The 24,483-nt window shown below is 45.1% G+C and carries 20 protein-coding genes and 1 pseudogene; 18 read left to right on the forward strand and 3 right to left on the reverse strand.

Annotated elements, in window-relative coordinates; all coding sequences use genetic code 11:
* The first annotated feature begins 4 nt into the window (after positions 1-4).
* The 10 genes and pseudogenes from BLQ53_RS01740 to BLQ53_RS01785 all read left to right on the forward strand — a co-directional run.
* On the forward strand, positions 5-1,327 hold the full coding sequence (locus BLQ53_RS01740; RefSeq protein ID WP_093725386.1) for a GntT/GntP/DsdX family permease: 1,323 nt from the start codon (positions 5-7) through the stop codon (positions 1,325-1,327).
* A gap of 165 nt (positions 1,328-1,492) precedes the next feature.
* Positions 1,493-1,693: a DUF3311 domain-containing protein gene (locus BLQ53_RS01745; RefSeq protein ID WP_093725388.1), complete on the forward strand. Its 201-nt coding sequence runs from the start codon at positions 1,493-1,495 to the stop codon at positions 1,691-1,693.
* Positions 1,690-3,150 (forward strand): sodium:solute symporter family protein, encoded by a 1,461-nt coding sequence (locus BLQ53_RS01750; protein ID WP_093725390.1) that lies wholly within the window; start codon positions 1,690-1,692, stop codon positions 3,148-3,150. The genes BLQ53_RS01745 and BLQ53_RS01750 overlap by 4 nt, the downstream gene beginning before the upstream one ends.
* 296 nt (positions 3,151-3,446) lie before the next feature.
* A complete protein-coding gene (locus BLQ53_RS01755; RefSeq protein WP_093725392.1) occupies positions 3,447-5,033 on the forward strand; it encodes an ATP-binding protein in 1,587 nt (528 codons plus the stop codon).
* Between the two features lie 20 nt (positions 5,034-5,053).
* Positions 5,054-5,743 (forward strand): response regulator, encoded by a 690-nt coding sequence (locus tag BLQ53_RS01760; RefSeq protein ID WP_093725394.1) that lies wholly within the window; start codon positions 5,054-5,056, stop codon positions 5,741-5,743.
* 172 nt (positions 5,744-5,915) lie between these two features.
* Positions 5,916-6,893, forward strand: coding sequence for a tripartite tricarboxylate transporter substrate binding protein (locus BLQ53_RS01765; protein WP_093725396.1), 978 nt, complete (start codon positions 5,916-5,918; stop codon positions 6,891-6,893).
* Between the two features lie 22 nt (positions 6,894-6,915).
* Positions 6,916-7,365: a tripartite tricarboxylate transporter TctB family protein gene (locus tag BLQ53_RS01770; RefSeq protein ID WP_093725398.1), complete on the forward strand. Its 450-nt coding sequence runs from the start codon at positions 6,916-6,918 to the stop codon at positions 7,363-7,365.
* An 11-nt stretch (positions 7,366-7,376) separates the two neighbouring features.
* Positions 7,377-8,894 (forward strand): tripartite tricarboxylate transporter permease, encoded by a 1,518-nt coding sequence (locus tag BLQ53_RS01775; RefSeq protein ID WP_093725400.1) that lies wholly within the window; start codon positions 7,377-7,379, stop codon positions 8,892-8,894.
* Between the two features lie 26 nt (positions 8,895-8,920).
* Positions 8,921-10,429: an FAD-dependent tricarballylate dehydrogenase TcuA gene (gene tcuA / locus BLQ53_RS01780; protein WP_093725402.1), complete on the forward strand. Its 1,509-nt coding sequence runs from the start codon at positions 8,921-8,923 to the stop codon at positions 10,427-10,429.
* 140 nt (positions 10,430-10,569) lie between these two features.
* Positions 10,570-10,830 (forward strand): annotated as a pseudogene (locus BLQ53_RS01785) (helix-turn-helix domain-containing protein); the annotation flags it as partial.
* A gap of 13 nt (positions 10,831-10,843) precedes the next feature.
* On the opposite strand, the gene BLQ53_RS01790 reads toward BLQ53_RS01785, so the two are convergent.
* Positions 10,844-11,374 (reverse strand): hypothetical protein, encoded by a 531-nt coding sequence (locus BLQ53_RS01790; protein WP_093725406.1) that lies wholly within the window; start codon positions 11,372-11,374, stop codon positions 10,844-10,846.
* 61 nt (positions 11,375-11,435) lie between these two features.
* Entirely contained in the window at positions 11,436-14,636 is a 3,201-nt protein-coding gene (locus tag BLQ53_RS01795) for an efflux RND transporter permease subunit (protein WP_093725408.1), read from the reverse strand.
* A gap of 201 nt (positions 14,637-14,837) precedes the next feature.
* Between BLQ53_RS01795 and BLQ53_RS01800 the strand changes: the two genes are divergently transcribed.
* From BLQ53_RS01800 to BLQ53_RS01820, 5 genes are all read left to right on the forward strand, one after another.
* Positions 14,838-15,716 (forward strand): TetR/AcrR family transcriptional regulator, encoded by an 879-nt coding sequence (locus BLQ53_RS01800; protein ID WP_170829549.1) that lies wholly within the window; start codon positions 14,838-14,840, stop codon positions 15,714-15,716.
* Between the two features lie 132 nt (positions 15,717-15,848).
* Positions 15,849-16,160 (forward strand): PTS sugar transporter subunit IIB, encoded by a 312-nt coding sequence (locus BLQ53_RS01805; protein WP_093725412.1) that lies wholly within the window; start codon positions 15,849-15,851, stop codon positions 16,158-16,160.
* Positions 16,161-16,165: 5 nt separating this feature from the next.
* On the forward strand, positions 16,166-17,515 hold the full coding sequence (gene celB, locus BLQ53_RS01810) for a PTS cellobiose transporter subunit IIC (RefSeq protein WP_093725414.1): 1,350 nt from the start codon (positions 16,166-16,168) through the stop codon (positions 17,513-17,515).
* A 14-nt stretch (positions 17,516-17,529) separates the two neighbouring features.
* Positions 17,530-17,856 carry a PTS lactose/cellobiose transporter subunit IIA gene (locus tag BLQ53_RS01815; protein WP_093725416.1) on the forward strand — a complete coding sequence of 109 codons (327 nt, stop codon included), beginning with the start codon at positions 17,530-17,532 and terminating at the stop codon, positions 17,854-17,856.
* 68 nt (positions 17,857-17,924) lie between these two features.
* Positions 17,925-19,832: a BglG family transcription antiterminator gene (locus BLQ53_RS01820; RefSeq protein WP_093725418.1), complete on the forward strand. Its 1,908-nt coding sequence runs from the start codon at positions 17,925-17,927 to the stop codon at positions 19,830-19,832.
* Positions 19,833-19,861: 29 nt separating this feature from the next.
* Here the strand turns inward: BLQ53_RS01820 and BLQ53_RS01825 are convergent, their stop codons facing one another.
* A complete protein-coding gene (locus tag BLQ53_RS01825) occupies positions 19,862-20,128 on the reverse strand; it encodes a hypothetical protein (RefSeq protein WP_244499206.1) in 267 nt (88 codons plus the stop codon).
* Positions 20,129-20,274: 146 nt separating this feature from the next.
* On the opposite strand from BLQ53_RS01825, the gene BLQ53_RS01830 reads away from it, so the two are divergent.
* From BLQ53_RS01830 to BLQ53_RS01840, 3 genes are all read left to right on the forward strand, one after another.
* Complete coding sequence (locus BLQ53_RS01830) at positions 20,275-20,631, forward strand: nuclear transport factor 2 family protein (protein WP_093725422.1); 357 nt, start codon at positions 20,275-20,277, stop codon at positions 20,629-20,631.
* 716 nt (positions 20,632-21,347) lie between these two features.
* On the forward strand, positions 21,348-21,797 hold the full coding sequence (locus BLQ53_RS01835) for a MarR family winged helix-turn-helix transcriptional regulator (RefSeq protein ID WP_244499207.1): 450 nt from the start codon (positions 21,348-21,350) through the stop codon (positions 21,795-21,797).
* A complete protein-coding gene (locus BLQ53_RS01840) occupies positions 21,794-24,448 on the forward strand; it encodes an MMPL family transporter (RefSeq protein WP_093725424.1) in 2,655 nt (884 codons plus the stop codon). Before BLQ53_RS01835 ends, BLQ53_RS01840 begins: the two co-directional genes overlap by 4 nt.
* Positions 24,449-24,483: the final 35 nt, after the last annotated feature.

Here is a 24,483-nt window from a genome sequence, read left to right on the forward strand (position 1 = left end):
GAGAGTGGAAATCTATCTTTTACTCATGACACTGTTATCGATCGTGATCGTCGTCATCGGTGTGACAGTATTCAAATGGCACGCTTTCATCAGCTTGACGGTTGCTAGTCTTTTCCTGGCCATCACAGCAGGTTTGTCATTTGATGAAATTGTCGGAGCTTATGAAACTGGGGTCGGCGGTGTGCTCGGCCATCTTGTCGGTATCCTGGCACTTGGAACCATCCTTGGAAAGATGATGGCGGATTCCGGTGCCGGTAATCAAGTGGCAGACTTCTTCGTAGAAAAGTTCGGACCGAAAAGATTGCCATGGGCCATGTTCATATCTGGTTTCATCATCGGAATCCCAGTCTTTTTCGAAGTAGGTATTCTGATTGTGCTTCCGCTTGTCATAAGTATTTATAAGACAACGAAGCAGAACATCTTGCTGATTGCACTGCCGGTCATCGCTGGTCTTTCCATCGTGCACGGTCTTGTGCCGCCGCATCCCGGTGCACTTGCGGCAATCAGCATCTTCGGAGCAGATCTAGGTATGGTTTTATTGTACTCTCTTATCATTGCCATCCCAGCAGGTATTCTAGGCGGACCGGTATTTGCCAAGTGGGTGCACAAGCGTGTGGTGCCTCAAGGAGAACCCAATCTGATCAAAATCTCCGAGCCTGAAAGCAAGCCGGGTACCGGCGTCAGCTTCTTTGTCATCCTGCTGCCTGTTTTATTGATGATATTGTCAGCGATTGGCCCGTACTTGCCGCTTCCTAGCCTGGCGGAAAAGCTGCTGGTGTTCATCGGCAGTCCATTGGTGGCCCTATTGATTGCCGTTTTTGCAGCATATTACTTCCTTGGTTTCCGGGAAGGAATGGATCGTGATCGCTTGAAAAAAATGACGGAGGAATGTATCCTGCCTGTCGGTTCCATCATCTTGATCATCGGTGCAGGTGGCGGATTCAAGCAGGTGCTCATCGATAGTGGAGTCGGTGACACAATCGCACAAATGTCTGAGCATTTATCCCTTTCTCCGATCGTACTCGCATTCCTTGTCGCCGGTCTGATCCGAATTGCGACAGGCTCCGCAACCGTTGCGTTGACTACTGCTGCTGGGATCGTTTCTCCTATCATCGAGCATGTGTCAGGTGTGAATTTGGAATTGCTTGTGATCGCAACCGGAGCAGGCTCGCTCATGTTCTCCCACGTCAATGATGCTGGCTTCTGGATGGTCAAGGAATATCTTGGTCTGTCAGTCAAAGAAACCTTCCGTACGTGGACGGTGCTGGAGACTATACTTTCGTTTGTCGCATTCGCAGGTGTATTGGTCATGGATATGTTTGTTTGATCCAACTATTCAGCTAAACAGAGAAAATTGAAAGTTGATTTTCTCTGTTTTTTTGTTTCCTGAAAAAGATAGGTTGAGAAGAATTTTTTTGCTAATTGTCGAAAGAAAGCATATGATAACTTCATGAACTTTTTGGTTCTATTTATTCTGGAAGGTGATCACAACATGAAGCGTTTATATTTTCTTACCATCCTGCCTTTTATCGGGATGTTAGGATTTCTTCCTTTCGTAAACAGAGTGGAGCCATTTGTACTTTCCATGCCATTTGTCATGTTTTGGATTGTATTATGGGCCGTACTTAGTTCTGTTATTCTAGCTGTCATGTACAAGCTGGATCCACGAAATAAAGAGGATGAGGAAAAATGAATATTGCACTTATTATCATATTAGGATTTTTGCTTTTAGCCGTTTTTTTAGGTATTCGAGCTACAAAAGGGAAAGAAATGGATTTGGAGCAGTGGACTGTTGGGGGGAGAGGCTTCAGTAGCATCTTCGTCTTTTTATTGATGGCAGGTGAAATCTATACAACATTCTCCTTCCTTGGCGGCAGCGGCTGGGCGTATGGTAAAGGCGCTCCTGCACTATATGTCCTTATGTATATCTGTTTATCTTATGTGACGTCTTACTGGCTTCTGCCAGCTATTTGGCGGTATGCAAAAGAACATAGACTTGTCTCCCAATCGGATTTTTTCGTGAAAAAATACAATAGCCCATACTTGGGGGTGCTTGTTGCCTTGGTAGGGGTAATCGGCATGATACCGGTTATTGTCGTACAGCTGAAAGGATTGGGGATAATCGTTTCTCAAGCTTCATATGGTGCTGTTTCCATGCAGGCGGCTGTATGGATGGGGGCAATTGCGTTAACGATTTACGTCATGCTGTCAGGTGTACACGGATCTGCGTGGACAGCGTTTATCAAGGATATTGTAATGGTAGTCGTCATCTGTTTCCTGGGAATTTATCTGCCCTTGCATTATTATGGCGGTTTTCAGCCAATGTTCGAAGCAGTTCATGCAGCGAATCCTGGTTTGTTGAAATTCCCGGATGAAGGCAACAGTGTGACTTGGGTCATCTCCACTGTACTGCTGCTTGTGTTGGGATTCTACATGTGGCCGCAAGTTTTCAGTTCCACTTATACAGCTAAGAATGAGCGGGTATTCCGTAAGAATGCCATCATCAGTCCGCTTTATACCCTTATGTTGGTATTTGTCGTTTTCGTTGGAACGGCAGCCATTTTGACAGTGCCGGGGCTGGAAGGAGAAGATGTCGATCTTGCCTTATTACGCCTTTCCTTGGATACTTTTGATCCTTGGGTGGTTGGCGTGATCGGGGGAGCGGGATTGCTGACGGCTTTGGTTCCTGGATCTTTGCTGATGATGAGTACATCTACATTATTAGCTAAGAACATTTTTCATGTGTTTGCACCTAAGTCGTCTGAACAGACAGTCGGGAAACTAGCGAGGCTGCTTGTTCCCTTTGTTGCCTTGGTGGCAGTTTATTTCACACTGCATGGGGGAACGACCTTATCAAATATTATCTTGATGGGCTATAGTCTGATGACCCAGCTTGCTCCATCATTGCTATTCAGCCTATGGAAAGGGAATTTCATCAATAAATATGGCGCAGGGGCAGGTATCATTGCGGGGTTAGCTACTGTGGCTTATATTACAACAAGTCATATGACACTTGCCGACCTATTCACCTTCCTGCCAGCGACCTGGAATGATGTGAATACAGGCATCATCGCGTTGGTCATAAACTGTATTGTTATGATCGCTGTGAGCTTGGCGACGAGGAAAAGTCAGCGAGCAGCTGCTGCATAGATGACCTCATCAAGTGTTTTAGTATGAATTAAAGATTCAGACTAGGAATGTACTGCACCCCAATCGCAGGCGATTGGAGGTGCAGTTTTTTTTGGGCGAGCATAGAAGGCTTCTAATTCGAGGACTGTACTTGGGAATTACTTATTTGCACATTTTGAACGGTCATTTCTAGGAACTTCCAGAAATAAATATGAACAAAGCTGCTGTGTTGATTTTAAATTGTTGAACTTTTGATTCATTGCTAATATATAATTGAAAGCCCTTACATTTGTGGTGAAATCCAGAAGGAGGCAACAATGAAAAATTTGCTGCGCGTATCGCTGCAAGTGAAAATTTTAGGTTTGGTTATTTTTCTTTTGCTTCTCGTTTTAAGCCTAGTCACTATAATGATTGCTTATATGGAATCAAATAAAGATGTGGAAAATGCTGAAAACATGGCATTACAAACAGCTAAAACTGTTTCATATATGCCGGTAATCCAAGAAGCATTCATCCAAACCAGTCACCCGGAGGAAATAAATTATGTTTCTGAACAGATACGAGAAGAAGTTGGTGCCTCCACCATCAAAATAGTGGCCCGATCCGGAGAAGCAGTCGGTATATCAGGGGTTGGATCACCGATAAGATCAGCGGATTTTTATCGGGCTGTCGTGTTTGGCAGCAATTATATCCTCCACACTGGAGAGGGCGACGATGAAATACTCAAAGGCATTGCACCTATCATAGTAGACTATGGCGAATATAAAAGATTGGAAGGTGCAGTGATAGCGGAATTTCAAATGAAGGACATACATAATGAAGTCGCAGCAGATATAAAGAAAATCATCATGGCGTCCAGCGCTGTATTTGTCTTGGGTATTGCAGGCAGTTTCATACTGTCCCGGAGCATACGTAAGGACACATTCGGACTTGAGCCGTATGAGATTTCAATCTTGTATCAAGAAAGGGACGCTGTTCTCCAATCCGTCAAAGAAGGGATTGTTGCCATTGACCGGAAAGGGATTATAACGACAATCAATGTTTCCGCCCAAGAGTTATTGGACCTCCCGGATCATTCGGAAGGACGACCTGTATATGACATCATACCTTCTCCGTCCTTCCTTGAAATAATCGATTCCAGAGAAAAGATTATAAATGAAGAATTGCAATTTGGAGACAGGAATCTGATTGTCAACACGAGGCCGATACGTAAGAAAGATGACGTGATCGGGACAGTTATTAGTTTCAGGGATAAAACCGAGATAAAGAAGATGATAGAAGCTCTCTCAGAAGTAAGACAGTATACGGAAGATCTTAGAGCGCAAGCGCATGAATTCACGAGCAAATTATATGTCATTTTAGGCATGATCCAATTAGGGAAACTGCAGGAAGCGATTGCGATGATTCAGGAGGAAACACAAGTACAGCAGCAAGTAACGGAAATGTTTTTCAGAAATATACGTGACGAGAAAGTACAAGCCATCATATTGGGTAAATTGGCTAAAGCCTCGGAAAAGAAAGTTGATTTTAAGATGGAAGAAGGCAGCTCCCTTGACCCGTTGCCTGATCATATCCGCCTGACGCCTCTTATTATCATTTTGGGAAACCTGATAAATAATGCATTTGATGCCGTTATGGACAATAAAGAAAAGCAAGTCTCCTTTTTCGTCACCGACTTGGGAAGGGATATTGTTTTCGAAATAGCAGATAACGGCAGGGGGCTTAAGAAAGGGACTGAACAGCATATCTTTCAAAAAGGCTTCTCTCTTAAAGGGGATAATCGAGGGTACGGATTAGCCAATGTCAGGGATGAAGTAGAATTGCTGCATGGGACGATCGAGATTGATAGTCATGAGCATGAAGGTACGATTTTTACCGTTATTCTGCCAAAGAAAATAGAATGAAAAATTGGAGGGAATCGATAATGTGTCAAGTGATCATTGCAGAGGATGACTTTCGGGTAGCACAAATTCATGAAGAGTTTTTGAACTCAATGAAGGGCCTCAAGTTGATAGGAAAGGCAGGGAATGCGAAAGAGACTTTACAGCTGCTAGAGAAACATGATGTGGATTTATTACTGCTGGATGTTTATATGCCTGACCAGCTTGGCACAGAACTATTGCCCGTAATCAGACAATTACATCCTCGCGTGGACATCATCCTGATTACTGCTGCAACGGATAAAACCTTCTTGGAAAGAGCATTGAGCTATGGAGTACGAGACTATTTAATCAAACCGGCCACCATGGAACAATTTAAAGACTCTTTATCCCGCTATCTTAAAAAAAGGGAAATGCTTCAATCCACTTCTGAAATCAATAAGGAAATCATCGAGCAAGTTTTCGGAGCACATCATCCTGAGCAAAGCGTCGTCCCTCTTCCCACTGGAATCGACTTCCGGACATTGGAGAAGATCAAGAAGCTCTTAGAGCAAGAGCATGACGGAATCACATCTGAAAAAGCAGGGAAAAAAATAGGCGTTTCAAGGACAACTGCCCGCAGATATCTGGAATATTTGGTCGGCACTGAGGAAGTGAAAGTCGAACAAGTATACGGGATCGTGGGTCGGCCGGAAAGGCGGTATTGCTTGGATGATCAGTCAGACATGAGATAAATCTGACATTCATAAACCGTGAATTTAATGAACAAAATGTTCTTTATAGACTTAAAACATTTAATTTTGAAAACGTTTACATCAATTATTTGAACAGCTAAGATAAATGCACGCAACTATTACATTCTTGTCATGGAGATGGGATGACGACAATTTATTAAGGGGTGTTTAAATGAAAAAGTTTGGCATGATAGCTATTTTGTTACTTCTTCTTATAATGACGGCTTGTTCGAGCGGCGCTTCCTCCGGTGATGAATATCCTTCTAAAAATCTAGAAATTGTAGCGCCAGCTTCACCGGGCGGCGGCTGGGATTTAACAGCCCGTTCGGTTGAAAATGTCTTATCGGGACAAAAGCTGGTTGAAGAGAATATCAATGTCGTAAATAAACCAGGCGGAGGCGGAGAAGTAGGATGGAAGTACTTGGAATCCAAAGACTCTCATTCCCTGGCAATCAATTCAAGCTTGGTGCTGACAAATAATCTTCTAGGCCAAAGTGAAATGACTTATGAGGGTTTCACACCAATCGCAACGTTGGCGACTGAATGGCAGTCCCTTGCCGTTCCTCCCGATTCTGAATATGAATCCGCTAAAGAATTGCTGGAAGCGATCAAAGAAGATCCTGCTTCCATCAAGATCGGTGTTGGCCCGGGACTGGGGAATGATGACCATTTATCGCTGGTGCAAGCAGCGAGTGAATTTGGCATTGACCCTTCACAGATGAACTTCCTGGTGTATGAAGGCGGCGGTGATGTCGTAACTGCGCTGCTTGGCGGTCACGTTGATGCAGTCACTACATCGTTATCCGAAGTGAAGGATCAGTATCTTGCTGACAAACTTAATATTCTGGCAGTATCCTCTGATAAACCGGTGGAAGGAATTGAAGACGTTCCAACTTGGACAGATCAAGGGATAGATCTTGTTTTCCCACACTGGAGAGGAATCATGGGACCGCCGGATATGACGGAAGAAGAAATTGCCTATTGGGATGAAAAGCTAAGCGAAATGGTTGAAACCGAAGAATGGCAAAAAGTCTTGGAAAACAATGATTGGGAAGGGTTTTATAAAAATAGTGAAGAGACGAAAGCTTTCATGGATGAGCAGCATAACTTGTATAAGTCGCTGATAGAAGATTCTGGATTAGTTAAATAGGGACAAAAGAGGTGATTTTCAAATGAAAGCAATCAAATTAAGTGTTCCTATCTTCTTTATTCTTTTTAGCAGTGTATTCTTAATTGCTTCCTTTAATTTACCAAAGGCAAGCCTGGGAAATCCCGATGCACCTATATACTTTCCGGCAGGATTAAGCATCATCATGCTGATCTTCAGTATCATCTATCTGTTCCAGGAGCTTAAGAAACTTGATAAAGAAAACAAGTATATCAAACAGATGCTTTCTGGAAGAACACCGAAGTTAATAGGCTTTACGATTTTGCTGGGAGTCATTTACGCCTTTGTGTTCGATCGCATCGGTTTCCTATATTCCACGATCCTTTATTTAGGAGGTCTTCTGTTTTATATTAACGGCATCAAAAAATGGCTTGTGAACATCATTGTGACAATTGCCTTTTCCTTTTTATCATGGTATGCATTCAGCGTTTTACTTGGAGTCAGTTTACCTTAGGAGGTGATGATATGGACGGAAGCAGCTTTATGGAAGGACTCTTTATTTCCTTGGAACCAATGAACATTTTGTGGATTATCATAGGCGGTTTCTTAGGCACTATTGTCGGGATGCTGCCGGGTCTTGGTCCGGCGACTGCTGTAGCCGTATTGATTCCTGTTACATTCGGAATGGAACCGGTTAGTGCGATCATATTGATGGCTGCTATTTATTATGGCGCGATGTATGGGGGATCACGAAGTTCGATCCTTATAAATACGCCGGGGGATGGTTCCGCAATTGCTGCAACATTCGATGGCTACCCAATGGCTCAAAAGGGGCAAGCTGGGGAAGCCCTGGCCATATCAGCGGTTGCCTCGTTCATAGGCGGTCTTATTGCTGTTGTCGGTTTCATCTTTCTGGCTGAACCCTTGGCCAACTTCGCCTTGGAGTTTGGCCCGGCGGAATATTTCTTATTAATGCTGCTGACACTGTCAGCTATCGTTGCGTTATCCATTGGCAAAATGGTCAAAGGTTTCCTAGCCATGATGCTGGGCCTTACTTTGAGTACTATTGGGATTGATACACAAACAGGTGTTTATCGATTCACCATGGGTATTCCTCATCTAAGTGAAGGTATTGATTTCTTGATAGTCATTATAGGGGTTTATGCCATTGGTGAAGTGCTTTATAACTTGCTGACTATCGATCAAGAGAAAAAAGAAAAGAAAAAGGTCGGTAAGGTTTGGTTTACAAAGGAGCAATGGAAGAGGTCGAAATGGCCGATTCTGAGGAGCGGTCCCATAGGCTTCCTGATTGGCGTCCTTCCTGGTGCCGGTGGATCGATTGCATCCATGATCAGTTATACGACCGAAAAGCAGATCTCGAAGAAACCGGAAGAATTCGGAGAAGGCGCACCTGAGGGTTTGGCTGCACCAGAATCGGCTAATAATGCAGCGTCCGTCGGGGCCATGATTCCCCTCCTGACCATGGGCATCCCGGGATCCGGAACGACCGCTGTTATGCTCGGGGCTCTGATCATGCTTGGCTTGAGACCTGGCCCGCTGTTATTTGAGCAGCAGCCGGAAACAGCATGGGCTTTGGTCAATAGTATGTTTATCGGGAATATTGCGCTGATCATCATCAATATCCTTTTGGTAGGCTTACTTGTGAAGATTCTTGATACCCCGGCAAAAGTACTTTACCCAATCATTGTACTTCTGGCATTCATCGGGACCTATACATTGAGTTATTCTACGATAGACTTTTTCTTATTGCTTATTTTTGGCTTCTTTGGATTATTCCTGAAAGTCATGGATTTCCCACTGGCTCCGCTTGTACTTGCTTTGATTGTCGGAGGGGAAATGGAGCAAAACTTCCGGAAGGCCCTATTATCTTCAGATGGCAGCTTGGACATTTTCTTTTCTTCGGGAGTCAGTATTGTCTTAGTCATACTCACTGTTGTGTCTTTACTGTACCCACTGATCTTTAAATTTTTCAAAAGAAGAAATCTAGCTAATAAAACTGATAAAATCTCCAAATCATCTTAATGAAATGAATCAGGGAGGAAATCATTATGTCAAATCAATCAAGCTATGATGTAGTTGTTGTCGGTGCTGGTAATGCTGCTTTATGTGCTGCCCTCGCAGCACGTGAAGCAGGAAGGACGGTACTCGTTCTTGAGAAAGGAACCGAACGGAAGCGGGGCGGAAATTCATACTTCACGGATGGAGCAATCCGTTTTGCTTACAACGATATCAACGACATAAGACAACTCATCCCGCAATTATCGGATGAAGAAGCTGACAAGATCGTGATGCCGGAATACAGCACGAATGATTATTATGATGACATCATGCGCGTGACTGGCGGGAAAAGCATGCCAGCATTAGCGAACCATCTGGTGAACGAATCTTATCAGACCATATCTTGGATGAAGGGACATGGTGTGGAGTTCGAATTGAACTACAGTAATCAGTCATTTGAAAAAGAAGGACAATTTCATTTCTGGGGAGGACTCCCTGTTAAGACACATAACATTGGCATGGGCCTGATAAAGGCGTTGTTCGCAAGGGCTGAAGAACTGGGTGTGGATATTTGGTACAGCTCGAAGGCGATTGAATTAAAAACGGAGAACGGTAAGATTTCTTCTGTTATAGTGGATCAAAGCAATCAAACGATTGAGATATCTGCCTCTAGTGTTATATTGGCATGCGGGAGCTTTGAGGCCAATAAACAAATGCGCTCTGAACACATAGGCAAAGATTGGGAAGCAGCGATTGTACGCGGCACGGAATATAATACCGGTGACGGATTGACGATGGCATTAGCCTTGGGCGCTCAAAAGTACGGAGAATGGTCTGGGTGCCATTCCATCGGGACAGACTATAATGCCCCGAAAGTAGGGGATTTCACCAAGCCTGGTGATATCTTCAAAAAACATTCCTATCCATTAAGCATCATGCTTAATAAAGAAGGAGAACGATTTGTCGACGAAGGTGCTGACTTCAGAAATTATACGTACGCTAAATACGGACGCGAAATATTGAAACAGCCTGATCACGTCGCTTATCAAATTTATGACCAGCAAGTCCGTCCGATGCTGCGAAAAGAATATAACTTGGATGAAGCCACATACTACCAAGCTGATTCACTTGAACAATTAGTCGAAAAGCTTCCGGTCAATAAGGAATCATTCTTAAACACGATAGCTGCCTATAACGATGCAGTCGAAGAAGGCTACTATAATCCAACTGTTAAAGATGGTAAATCCACGAAAGGAATTACGCCGCCGAAAACGAACTGGGCATTACCAATTGAACAAGGACCTTTCTATGCCTTCCCAGTAACATGCGGAATAACCTTCTCGTTCGGAGGAGTGCTCGTAAACACAAGCAGTGAAGTATTAAATGAGAACAGTGAACCGATTGCAGGTCTGTTTGCTGCAGGCGAAATGGTAGGCGGCATCTTCTATGAAAACTATCCTGGCGGTTCAGGTTTGATGTCAGGAGCGGTATTTGGTAAAACTGCTGGAACATCAGCTGCCCGTTACGTGGAACGTAAAAATACAAATATACCTTCTTGAATTGATTGAAGCTACCAGCCTTATGGTGGCTTTTTTGCTTTTCATTATTTAGTTGAATACCCGTCTGTTCATGCTCCTCCAACACGCAATAATGTACTATAGCAAAGCTGCTGTTTCGTTTATATTCATGTAAGACTAGGCTTCGGCTTGATGACATATGTAATGAACTGGATATTTCGAAATACAAATTCATTCGATTATTCAAATTGCATACAGGTACTTCGCCATATCAATACTTTTTGAACAGCAAGGTGGAACGTGCGAAGGAAATCATAGAAAGAAGCCGAGATATTTATACAGCAGTTGCTGCCTATGGTTTTGTTGATCTTGCCCATTTGAACAGGCATTTTAAAAGTGTGTATGGGATTACCGCGTATGAATATATGCTGAGTTTCAAATAGCGAATCTATTATATTAAAGTGATAGACGTTCCTGCACGGTCCTTATCATTTCTTCTTGTATGAATGTTTCTCTTAAGGTAAGGACCAATTGATCACTCGTGGCAGGTCTTCCTAAAATGATATTTTCATAAAGAAAATGAATGGTGAGCTCTTCCTTATCCGATAATAGGAAAAGGGTATACAATGAATGGAGATGATCTTGATCAGCAAAACGTTCGACGGCCATTTTTCCTGCCATGCTGCCCCACCAGGAATAAAAAGTGTCCAAGCAGCTTTCGAAACTTTTTTCATCTTTGAAAATAGGTCGGAAGTTTTCTTTTTGGAGATCGATAGGCAGGGAAGGATAGGTGGATGAAGTTAAGGATGCATTCCATAACTGCCGCAGTAATGGCTTCAGCACTGCTTGTTCTTGCAATTTCCATGGATTACTTGGCAGGTAAGGATACATGTGTTTTTCCGATTGGGCATAATTATGTACATATAAAAGGAAATTCAGAGAATCCGATGCTTCCGTTATCAGTACTCGATCTTTTTTAATCGTCATGTCGTTGCCTCCTTAATAGTAGGAAAAGCCTGCAGTGTTGCACTGCAGGCTTTTTAAGTGTTTATTTATCCTTGGCTGCTTTTTTTGCCTGTTTTCTTTCCTTGCGGCGCTGGCGTTCTGCTTTATGATGGTCTTGCAGACTGAAGCGTGTCGTTGCTTCGTACACGATTGGTACAATAACAAGTGTCAGCAAGGTAGAACTGATGAGACCGCCGATGACGGTGATTCCGAGTCCTTTGGAAATAAGGAGGGATCCGCCGCCTTCAAAGCCGAAGGCAAGTGGTGCAAGGGCACCAATCGTAGCGATAGCTGTCATCAGGATCGGACGAAGTCGGGTTACGCCGGCTTCAAGAATCGCTTCCCGAGTCGGGATGCCTTCTTTTTCCTTATGGATGATTCGGTCTACTAGAACGATAGCGTTCGTTACAACGATACCGATCAGCATCAGCACCCCGATCAAGGAAGAAACGCTGATAGTCTCGCCGCCGATGAGCAATCCTACCAATGCACCGATGACTGTGAATGGCAAGGAGAAGAGGATGGCAAATGGTGCCAATGCTCCGCCGAAAGTCAAAACAAGTACAAAGTAGACAATCGCGATCGCTGCCAGGATAGCAAGACCGAGCTGGCTGAACGATTCATTGATCTGTTCGGAAACCCCGCCTTGATCGATGCTGACACCGTCAGGCAGATCAAGTTTATCGATTTCTTTCTGCAAACCGGTAGTGGCAGTTGCGATATCATCACTTGTGATATCAGCAGATACAGAACCATATAGCTTCTCATCACGGCGCTGCAATGTATTTGGTGACTGACCGTCTTCAATTTCGGCAATCTCATTTAATGCAACTTCTGTTCCAAGTGATGTCTGGATTGTCGTGTTTTCCAGATCTTCTTTATCCTCGAAAGATTCGTTCGCTACTTGTACATAGACATCCAAGGCTTCGCCATCTTCATTCTGGATGGTCGCAATGGATGGCTGAGTGCCGATGTTGGAAAGCTGAGCTGTCACTTGTGCTGCTGTCAGACCAAGTGATGCCAGTTCTTCCTGGTTGGCTACGATGGTATATTTGTCATATTGCTCGGAAGCATCGGAATCGACGTTCGTGAAGTTATCATCGTTTTCGATCACATCCATGACCTGCTGGGACGCAGTTTGGATATCTTCGACGCTATCGCCGTAGATGTAGTACTGCGTTGTATTGCTGCTTGCACCTGTCATGTCGATGGATCCCCACTCGCCTTGATCTGTCAAAGCTTGCAAGTCTTCGACGACTGCTTCTGTCTCTGTTTGGATATCCTCATAATCATCGGCATAGCCCAAGTAGAAGAGGGCTGAATCACCGGTTGAACCGGAGAGTGGATTACCACCGCTGCTGATGGTGTATTGCAATGTTTCTACGCCGCTGCGGTCAAGCAGCATATTCTCTGCATCCTCGGCTATATTCTGAATGTCCTCGCGTGTCTGGCCCGGTTCAGGTGAATAAGAAGCAACGACCATATTCTCGCCGGTGCTAGGAATGAAGCTGACACCAATCGAAGGAACAAGGAACAAGCTTCCGATGAGTAAAACAATCGCGATGACGAAAGTGATGATTTTATGCGACAAGCTCCAATTTAGGATGCGCTTGTAGAAATTCGCCAATTTGCTCGGTTTTTCTTCTTTGTGTACATAAGTTTTAGCTTCTTCTTCGCTTGTGCCGCGATCCAATCGTTTGCGGAATAGCGTGTGTGCCACCATCGGTACAATGGTCACCGCAACCAGCAAGGATGCCAGCAAAGCGAATACGACAGCCAATGCGAATGGCAGGAATAATTCTCCGATTTGTCCCTCTACCAATCCGAGCGGCAGGAATACTGCCACTGTTACAACAGTGGAAGATAAAATCGGGATGAACATCTCGCGCGTTGCGTCGATGATCAATTCTTTTCCGCGCAGTTTCTCATCTGCCAATGACATACGGCGGTAAATATTTTCCACGACGACTATCGAGTCATCTATTACCCGGCCGATGGCCACGGTGATGGCTCCCAATGTCATGATATTCAAACTGATATCCATTTCGTAAAGCAAGATCAACCCAATCAGAATCGATAATGGAATCGAAATGATGGAAATGATAGTGGAACGGATATTACGCAAGAACAAAAGGATGATGATCACGGCGAAAATGGCACCGAATAGTGCTTTGTTCACCATCGTATGGACAGAATCCTCAATCGGCTGACCTTGGTCCATTGTTGAAGTGATGGTCATACCATCATGATCATCTTCAAACTGCTTAATTTCATCTTTGACTGCATTGACGACTTCCACGGTATTGGCGTTTGGATCCTTCGTAATGTCAATCCCGATGGAATCCTCGCCATTTGTACGGGAAATCGACTCTACTTCTCCGACGACTTCCACCTCAGCAACATCCTGCAGCTGGATGGTCGGAAGTTCAGTCGGTGCTTGTGCTGCCTGTGCCGCAGCAGCGTCTTGGCCGCCTGCAGCCTGAGTGCTTTCTGCTGCACCGCCAGTAAGCGGGATTTCCAAGTTGCGTAAATCATCAATAGTCACAATGTTGCCATCTACAGCGACGTTTTTCTCGCTGTTACCGAATTGGTACAAGCCAAGCGGATAAGAGTCGCTGCTATTTTGAATGATTTGACCGACTGTATCCTGTGTCAGACCATTCTCCGCCAGTGCATCTTCATCATAGGTGATCTGTACTTCCTGCAGCTGCTGCCCGGAAATACCGACATTCGCGACGCCATCAATGCCTTCCAGTGCTGGCTGGAGGTCATCTTCAACTGTCTGCGTCAATCCCTCGATCGACTGGTTGCTGTCGGAAGCACTCAAAGTGATGACAGGGAAAGAATTCAAATTGATCTGTGATGCTTTTGGTTCTTCAGCATCATCAGGAAGCTGTACATTCTCGAGTGCTTCCTTCACTTCTGTTTCTGCCTCATCCAAATCTTTGGAATAGGCGTACTCCAACTGAATTGTCGAAGCATTTTGCATGGATGTCGAGCTTACATTATCTACACCATCCAAACTTTGTACTGCCTTTTCAAGCGGTTCTGTCACATTTTCCATTACTTCTTCTGGGGGTGCGCCCGGATATGTAGTCGTTACGGTGAGGACCGGTACGGTGATATCTGGAAGTGTTTCCATTTTCATATTCGACCCAGCATAAATCCCAGTTACGACAACCATAATGGTCAGCAACCATACGGCAACCTTATTTTTTAATGAAAAGTTGATAAACTTTCTCACAATCCAGCTCCTTTATTCTCCATTTGACCGACTGGTCATTATTCCTCTATACTATAGGGAAGCACATCACATTGCAACAATTATATCAAGGATATAAGGAAGTTTAATAGCTTAAATACAGCTTTTATCAAAGAATTCATAAATTATTTACGGTCTCTTAACACATTTATGACCGACCGGTCAGTCGAAAGGAAAGGCAATATGCAGGAGAAAAAAATCACAATTATAGAACGAGCAACCGAGATTATTGCCAAAAAAGGTTATCATGCAGCCAGCATCCAGGAAATTGCAGAGGCAAGCAAACTCTCCAAAGGAGCATTTTACCTTTATTTCAAATCCAAGGATGAGTTATTTGCGGAATTACTCCGCTATCATATTCGTTTGATAACGGAAGCAATCGAACAAGTCGATCAGCGTGTATTGGATAGCCGGGAGAAAACGAAGCTGCGTCTGGCAGTGATGATGCGGGAACTCATCAAGCGGGGGAATTTCATCATCATGCAGCGTCATGATATTGACACGGATATCGGGAAGGAAATGGAGTTGTTCTTCCTGGAGGAGATGGAGAAGGGAAGGCGTAAAACCGAACTTGATTTATTGGAGGTTTATGGAGAGGAAAGTGAGCCTTATTTAAAGGATCTGCGTATTTTACAGGAAGGGATCCTTTCTCAGATCATCGCTGATATGCTTCTTCATGGACTGATCCTCGATCTGGACAAAACCGCTGCTTATATTCTCGAACGAATGGATGATATGGTGGAAGGTCTCTTGAAGCGAAAGGCCGAACCGCTTGTGACAGAAACTACACCGGTTTCGGCTTCCATTTTCGAGAAGGAAATGAAGGAGCGGGAAGCGAAACAAATCCTGGAGCGGATGCAAGTTGTCATCCTCACTTTTGATCCTCAAGAAAAAGATGTGGAAGAGTTGCAAGGGATCGTTGAATTGATTCTGGAAGAAGTACAGAAAAAGGATCCTAAAAAGCTGCTCATCCAAGGGTTGGCTGCCAATCTGAAAGGCATCAAAGAGCTGGATGACTTGCGCTTGGAATTGGCAAGCCTTCTGGAAATAAAGGTATTGTAGATGAAAGCCGGGTGCAGGAATGCATGCCGGCTTTTACTTAAACAAGTTTCCGTTAGGATACGGCAAAAGAGTAGCAGGAGATGTAAACGCTTTCATAGTATATTGAAAGTAAGAACCGAAGGGGGTAGAAAAATGAATATTTTACTTGTGTGTGCTGCTGGAATGTCCACTAGTCTGCTTGTTTCCAAGATGGAAAAGACAGCAAAGGCAGAATCGAAAGACTATCATATTCAAGCCGTATCAGCCGATCAGGCGAAAAAACATATCGAACAAGCTGACGTTCTCTTGCTTGGTCCGCAAGTGCGCTACATGTTGTCGCAAATGAAAAAACTTGGTGAGGAAAGAGGTATTCCGGTTGATGTGATCAACAGTGTTGATTATGGAACTGGAAATGGAAAGAATGTACTTCATTACGCTGAATCGCTATTTGCGAAGAAGGGGTGAAGTGAATGAGCCGATTCAATGATTTTCTTGAAATGAAGGTGATGCCGTTTGCGGGCAAGATTGCAGCGCAGCGGCATCTGGTAGCACTGCGGGATGGTATTATCCTGACCATGCCTTTGATCATTGTTGGATCACTTTTCCTCATTCTTGGAAATCTGCCTATTCCGGGCTACGCTGATTTCATGGCAGGTATTTTCGGGGAATCATGGAGTACGAAGCTGCAGTATCCAGTAAATGTGACATTCGATGTCATGGCGATATTCGCTTGTTTCGGTATCGCGTATCGATTGGCGCAAGCTTATGAAGCAGATGGTGTCGATCCGTTGTCTTCGGGGGCAATTGCACTATCGGCATTCTTGCTTGCAACGCCATTCAGTCCTTTTGAAGTCGACGGAGCAGCTGCCAATTTCGTACCGGTTTCCTTGCTTGGAAGCGGTGGATTGTTCGTAGGGATGCTGGTGGCGATGTTTGCCACAGAAGTGTATCGCTTCATTGTCAAACGCAATATCGTGATCCGGATGCCTGATGGTGTACCACCTGCGGTATCGCGGTCGTTCATTGCACTTATTCCAGGTTTTGCTGTCATCATCCTTGTATGGCTGATCCGTATGCTGGTAGAAGCGACACCTTTTGGCGATATTCATAATCTGATTGCAACGATCATCGGTTCACCACTTACGCTTGTTGGTTCCTCTTTTATTGGCAGCTTTGTTGCAGAATTGATGATTGTGCTGCTATGGGTGTGTGGTCTGCATGGGGCCAATATCGTAGGGGGTATCATGTCCCCGATTTGGCTGAAAGCGACAGCCGAAAATGCAACCGCATTTGCTGCCGGTACGGAGTTGCCACATATTTTCACACAGCAATTTTTTGATGTATTCATCCATGTTGGAGGTTCAGGTGCAACTTTGGGATTGGTTTTAATCATGATTTGGCGGGCAAAGCTTAAACAAAATAAACAGCTGAGCAGACTTGCAACCGGTCCGGCATTCTTCAATATCAATGAACCAATCGTTTTTGGTCTTCCGATTGTCCTCAACCCGCTCATGATCATACCTTTCATTACGATTCCTCTCGTAATGGTCGCTACCACTTATATCGGCATGAGTACAGGTCTAGTGGCGAAACCAGCTGGAATCGTTGTGCCGTGGACGATGCCTCCGTTGATTTCGGGATATCTGGCAACAGGAGGAAAAATCTCAGGTGCTGTCATACAGCTGATAAACTTAGTGATTTCGATGGCCATCTATTATCCATTCTTCCGTGCGCTGGAGAAAAACCAACTGAAGGAAGAAGAAGCGAGACAGCGTGAGTTGGCAGCGTCTGAAGATGGAGCAGATCCAATCAGCAACTGATGAGGAGGAACGTGATGAATGTAGAAGAAAAAGCATTTCAGTTGATACTGCACGGTGGTGATGGCCGCAGTTACGCTATGGAAGCGATGGCGCTTGCCAGACAGCAGGCGTTCGAGGAAGCTAAATTGAAAATCGAGGCTAGCAAAGAAGCAATCAATCAGGCTCATCACATCCAGACGGAACTTATCACAGCCGAGGCAGGCGGCGCACAATCGACGGTGACTTTGTTGATGGTGCATGCGCAGGATCATTTGATGAATGCGATGACAGTGCGGGAATTAGCAGAGGAAATCATCTATTTGCAGGAGGAGCTGGCGAAACAATCGGCAACTCGGGGGTAAGCTTTAAAAGGAGGCGGTCACTTGATCGCCTTTTTGGCATAGGTATGGTGGATAAGGGGTGAATCTGTATGCTGCAACCGAGACTCTTGGAATTATTGACTTTCCTATCATCCGAATCGCGTACGATGACTGCGGATGAGCTGGCAAAGAAGCTGGCTGTATCGGAGCGGACGATTCGTTCAGATATGAAGCTGCTGCACCAGGAATTACCGGCGGACCATGCAAGAATCGAGTCGATCAGAGGGCGGGGGTATCGGCTGATTGTCATTGATGAGAAGCTTTTTCAGGCCTATTTGCAGGAAGCAATCCGTAAGAAGCAAGAACGTCTGTATACACGGGTAGAGACTCCGGCGGAAAGAGTGAATCATCTATTGCAGCTGCTTCTCCTATCTGATGGATTTTATAAAATGGAAGATTTGGCGCAAGCTTGTTTTGTCAGCTTTCCGACTGTGCAAAGTGATCTGAAACAAGTGAGGCAGCTTCTCCGGGAATCGGGGCTGGAGCTTGAGAAAAAACCGAAGTATGGTATTCGGATTGTGGGAACGGAGACGGAAAAGCGATATTTTCTGTCATCATTCTTTTCTATGCGAACAGGTTGGCAAAAGGCGTACGGGTTACCGGATGCAATCATATCAGAAACCGACATACATCATGTGCATGACATTGTGCATAAATATGTGACGGATAACCAGATGATGCTGTCAGATGTGGCAGTACAGAATTTGGTTACACATATTGCGATTGCTTGCAAACGAATCAGGGATGAACAGTATGTCGAGCTCGCCCCTGATGCGATGCAGGATATCATCCAGCAGCCAGCCTTCCGGGAGGCAGCACAGCTTACCGCGATGCTGGAAGCAGAGCTTCATATCTTTTTCCCTCAAGTGGAAGTGGCGTATATGACCATTCATCTGATGGGGACAGAGTATGCTGCAAAAGGAATTCTGGAAGATAAGCTTGGAATGCCGGAATTGGCGGCAGCAATCATTGCTAGGATTTACGATAAGACAGGGCTGGATTTGCGTCAGGACGAGGAATTGCTGAAAGGATTGAGCATCCATCTCAAGCCGGCAGTCCATCGTCATATGTACGGCATGAATGTGCGGAACCCGCTGCTTGAGGATATCAAACGGCATTATCCGCTTGCATTTGAAGCTGCTGTCATCGGGGCCTGTGCAGTCGAGAAGGTCATCGGCATCCAGCTTGCTGAAGAGGAGATCGGTTATCTGGCACTGCATATCGGAGCAGCCTTGGAAAGAAACACCCAAAAAGGAAGGAAGATCAGATGTCTGCTAGTCTGTGCTTCAGGGATAGGCAGTGCCCAATTGCTGCGCTATAAGCTGCACTCCCTTTTTCCGGACAAGTTGGACATCATCGATACAATTGAATATTATCGTTTGATACGGAAAAAGGAATGGGAAGCGGATTTGATCATCAGCACAATCCCGATAGAAGCGGAAACCACATCGCTTCCAGTCATACACGTCCCGGTCATCTTGGATAAGGAAGCAATAGCGAAGCTTGAAGCTTTCATGCATTTTGGTAAGGAGATTCGCTATATCAAACCAGCATATGTGTTCCTGCAGCAGGAATTGGAGAGTAAAGAAGAAGTGCTGACCTTTTTGAATGACGTACTGAAATCAGACGGGAAGGTGGGGGAAAAGTTCCTCACGGCGGTTTACGAAAGAGAGTCCATGGCACCGACTTGTTTCGGTAATTCAGTAGCTGTGCCGCATCCGCTGGAAGCGAGCGTGGATGAAACGCTGTGGGTCATCTGTACTTTGAAAAAACCGATAGATTGGTCTGGTAAGCAAGTAAGATTCGTTTGCTTATTATGTATCGAAAAAGAAAGTGATGAGGATTTTACCGACATGTATCAGCAGCTTGTCCGCATCATCGAGCAGCCGACGCATGTCCAAAGATTATTAGAAGCTCACTCCTATGAGGAATTCCATGAGGTGTTAATCTCGATATGAAAAACAGCTGCCTCTGCTGGGCAGCTGTTTTAATTGGTGGAAGGCTCGATTTGTCCACTCTGACGGGCAAGCTTCATATTCGCGCGTTTAGCCATTTTATAAGCATCGTAAATAGTATAGATCCAAAAAATGAAATACGTGAACAGACCGACTACGAACCACATCAGAAACAAATTGATCAGGTTGATGAGGACAAAGAGCGTCCCCTTCAAATTCTGTTGATTATAGTACTGACCTAAGCCGGCAAATAGAAAGCTCAATAGCGCCGCAACCAGCGGAGTTCTCTTGAATTCCAATTTTGTCACCTCATCTTTTACATACTGTATCAGTTTTCCCCATCGTATACAAATCCGAGTAGTGAATCTTTTTTTGTTGTATAATGAAACCCTTTTCATAGAATGAACGTAAGGATATAATTAAAAGAAAAGCGAGGCGAGTCGAGATGGATGAACAGCTGCAAGTGAAGGAGACAATCCTGCAATTGGAGAAATCATTGCTCGAAGATGAGACGAGAACGTCGATAGCCGCTGTCAGCAGTTTACTGACAGATGACTTCCTGGAGCATGGATCCTCGGGTCGATCATTCGGCAAAGCAGATATTGTGACGAATGGATTGGATGCAGTCGAGTTGGATATCAGGGACTTCGATGTACGAATTCTGTCAGAAGATACGGTTCTGGCTACATTTCGAACATGTGACAAAGCATCAGGCCAAGAACAGCTGCGAAGCTCCATCTGGCGCTATCAGCCCGGCGGCTGGCGCATGCTTTTCCATCAAGGCACTCCGGCAGAAACATAAAAAGGCGGCTGCATAAAGCAGACCGCCTTTTATCATACAGCTGAAGAGGGGGAAAAGGTGACAGGCTTGTTCACCTTCCCTCCTGCAAAAACGTCCTGCACGAAATCTGCAGGTATGGGAAGGTCAAACTCATGTTTTTATCTCCCCCCGAAAGAGCTACCCGCATAGATTCATCCCCTATCTCTTCTTTGGGTGACAGCCGTCCTCTTGCTGGATATCCGGATTAATCATATTTCCTTCTTCAGTTATTCCTCCCTTCCTTTCTGGTACCATCCATGATGGTTATTCAAATCTCCCGAAATCAGACCAGGCGACATGACGCCAAGTAGGAAATGTGTCTGTTTGAGTGGGGCTTCGCAAATGCTTGAAAAGAGTCCCGTAATAGTGCAGAGACGAATCCATTGTCCATATTGACATAAACAGTAGGTAGACTTGTTGGTGGCTGCTGGTATTTCCATCATCATATGGCGGAATGAGAATAGACGCCTAAAACACTAAGAAAAGGGTATGACTAGGAACAGTACCGTTCCACTATCGGACATGCCCTAATGGGAATAAATTCTTTAGGGTCCGAGTACCTATATTTGGGATGGATATGGATGGATTCGCGTGCTGCCCATATTTCCCGATGATAGTGTCTTGAATTCAGAGAAAGAAAATGTTTGACTGTTTTTAGTTTAGGGTATAAACTATGTTGGTATAGGGGGTAAACTATATTGAGTAAATTGAAAGAGGCAATCGATCTTTTTAATGAGGTGTCCTTCATGGCAACCGAAATATTCCATAAAAAGGGCGCTGCATATGAAGTGTTCAATCAGATTTCGCCCCAGCAAGTCAGTTTGATCAAAATATTGAGCTTGTCGGGCGCTTCCTCACCTGGTCATCTGGCGATGGTACAGCAAGTACATAAGAGTGCGATTTCCAACCGTTTGAAAAAGCTGCTGGAAAAGGGCTGGGTGGAATGGGTCGACTCTGATGGGGATAAGCGAACGAAGCTTGTGCAAATTACAGAAGACGGGGAAAAAATTCTGAGGAAAGCCGAGGAGAGCATTTATGATCGCTTCTGCGGGCTTTTCGAGCATATCAAGGATGAAGATGTAGAGACGTTCATCCGGATATTCACGGATGTAAAAAATCAGCTAAAAAAAGGGGAGAAGGAAAATTGAGGACAATCATTCGTTTCAAATGGGTCATTGCGCTTGCGGTTATATTGATCGCGGTTGGATTGACGGTCTTTTCACCGAATCTGACCCAGTTGGCATCCGATAAAGGGCAGACACAGCTGCCGGAAGATGCCATATCCATCCGCGCGAGCGAGATTTTGGAGGATGCCGGGGAAAATAGCAATAGCATCAGCGTCGTTTTCGAACTCGATGAAGCGCTGAATCAGGACAGTGAAGACATGATTCAGGGTGTCATCGATAAAGTGGAAAAAATCGATGGTGTGAATGAAATCACGACGCCGCTGACGGATAATCAAGACATCCAGGATCAGATGACGTCTGAAGACAAAAAGACAGTCATGATGCCTGTGACAGTCGATGGCTCGGATGCAGAAGTGGAAAGGATTGCAGATGAAATCTATGATGCAGTACCTGAAGATACAACTGCATATGTGACAGGTGCATCTTTGATCAACCAAGATTTCGCCAATACATCGGAAGAAGGTTTGAAAAAGACAGAGTTGATCACGGTATTTATTATCGTAGCATTGCTTTTGATCGTCTTCCGTTCCATCGTGACACCATTCGTTCCTTTGATCACAGTAGGGATTACATACTTGATCAGTCAGGGGATACTAGCCATTTTGGTGGATACAATGGACTTTCCGATTTCGACGTTCACCCAGACATTCCTGGTGGCGATTCTGTTCGGCATAGGTACGGACTATTGTATCCTGCTGCTCAGTCGCTTCCGGGAGGAGCTGGCTAATGGTCATGACAAAGTGGAAGCCACGGTTACCGCATACCGGACAGCGGGACGTACATTATTTATCAGTGCGATTGCTGTTTTTGTCGGCTTTGCTTCGATTTTCTTTGCGAAGTTCGCCATCTTCCAATCGGCAGTTGGGGTGGCTGTCGGTGTTGCGGTACTGTTGGTCGTCCTTGTGACGGTTTTGCCGCTGTTCATGGTGACACTGGGGGAGAAACTGTTCTGGCCATCCAAACAGGCCGCTTCGCATGGTGACAATAAACTATGGCATTTCCTTGGCCGCCATTCCGTAGCAAGACCAGTGCTGTTCCTGGCGATAACTGCCGTCATTACCGTACCATTCGTACTTACGTATGATGAACAAGTTTCCTTCAACTCCACGGAGGAAATCAGCAGTGATTATGACAGCATCAAAGGGTTGAATGCTATCGGGGATGCGATCGGAAAAGGGGAAGCAATGCCGATACAGATCGTCATCAATGATGATGAAAACCTGACAACGGCAAACACGCTACCATATCTCGATAATTTGAGTGATGCAATCACCAAGATTGACGGAGTGGAAAAAGTCCGGACAGCAACACAGCCTACAGGGGAAAAAATCGATGATCTATATGTGGATACGCAAACCGGTCAAATTGCCGATGGTATCCATGATGCAGTCGATGGAATCAGTGATGTGCAGGACGGTCTGACGCAAGTGCAGGATGGACTGAATCAGATTTCCGGTCAGGCTGGAAATACAGGCTCATCAAGCGGTGGTGGACTATCTGATGCAACAGAAGGTCTAGGACAAGTCAATACAGCATTACAGCAAGTGACTGGTCAGTTGCAGCAAACCGGCAATGTCCAGCAGGCATCAGCCCAACTGGCGGGTATCAGCGAGCAGCTGACGCAGATTCAATCAGGTCTGGAACAAGCTGATACACAATTGCAAGGGCAGCAAGAGCAAGTTGGTACACTGACTCAAACGCTGCAGCAGCTTGCCGATGGTGTCGGATCGGCAAACGAAGGACTGACGCAAGTTTCTGACGGATTGCAGACAGCATCGGATACATTGCGTGACATCAGCGATAGCGAGACTGTCCGTGATACTGGTATGTATATTCCAGAAGATGCCTTGGAGGGTGATTTCCAGGAGAGCATCGATACGTATGCGTTCCGCGATGGGGAAGGTGTCACAATTGATGTCGTATTGGATTCCGATCCATATTCCGAGGAAGCGATTCAAACACTGCAAACCATTAAAGACCGTGTGGATGCGGAAGTGAAGGATACACCATATGAAAATGCTGAAATCGTCTATGGCGGCGTAACAAGTACCAACGCTGACTTGGAAGATCTATCCACAACCGATCTTTCCCGCACGATGGTCATCATGATGATCGGATTATTCATCATCCTGACAGTGCTATTTCGTTCCATGGTCATTCCGGCGTATATGATCGGGTCCTTGCTGCTTACCTACTATACTGCGATTTCTATCACCGAGTTGATTTTCGTCAATGGTTTGGATTACGCAGGAGTGAGTTGGGCTGTGCCATTCTTCAGCTTCGTGATCCTGATTTCGCTTGGTGTGGACTATTCGATCTTCCTGCTTGATCGTTTTACCGAAGAAGCGCGTGATGATTTGCAGGCAGGCATGGTTCATTCGATGAAGAAAATGGGCGGTGTCATCATCACTGCGGCGATCATCCTGGCGGGTACGTTTGCTGCTATGATGCCATCTGGCGTCCTGACGCTGCTGGAGGTCGCGACTGTCATCATCATCGGCCTGCTATTGTATGGTCTGGTGATTCTGCCGCTGCTCATACCGGCAATCGCTACTACTCTTGGTGAGCTGAACTGGTGGCCGTTCAAACGGAAAAGAAGAGAAGAAGAATAAATCAAGGGAGTGCGCCTTTGGCGTGCTCCTTTTTT

The sequence above is a fragment of the Terribacillus halophilus genome, assembly GCF_900101385.1.
GTDB classification, from domain to species: Bacteria; Bacillota; Bacilli; order Bacillales; family Amphibacillaceae; genus Terribacillus; species Terribacillus halophilus.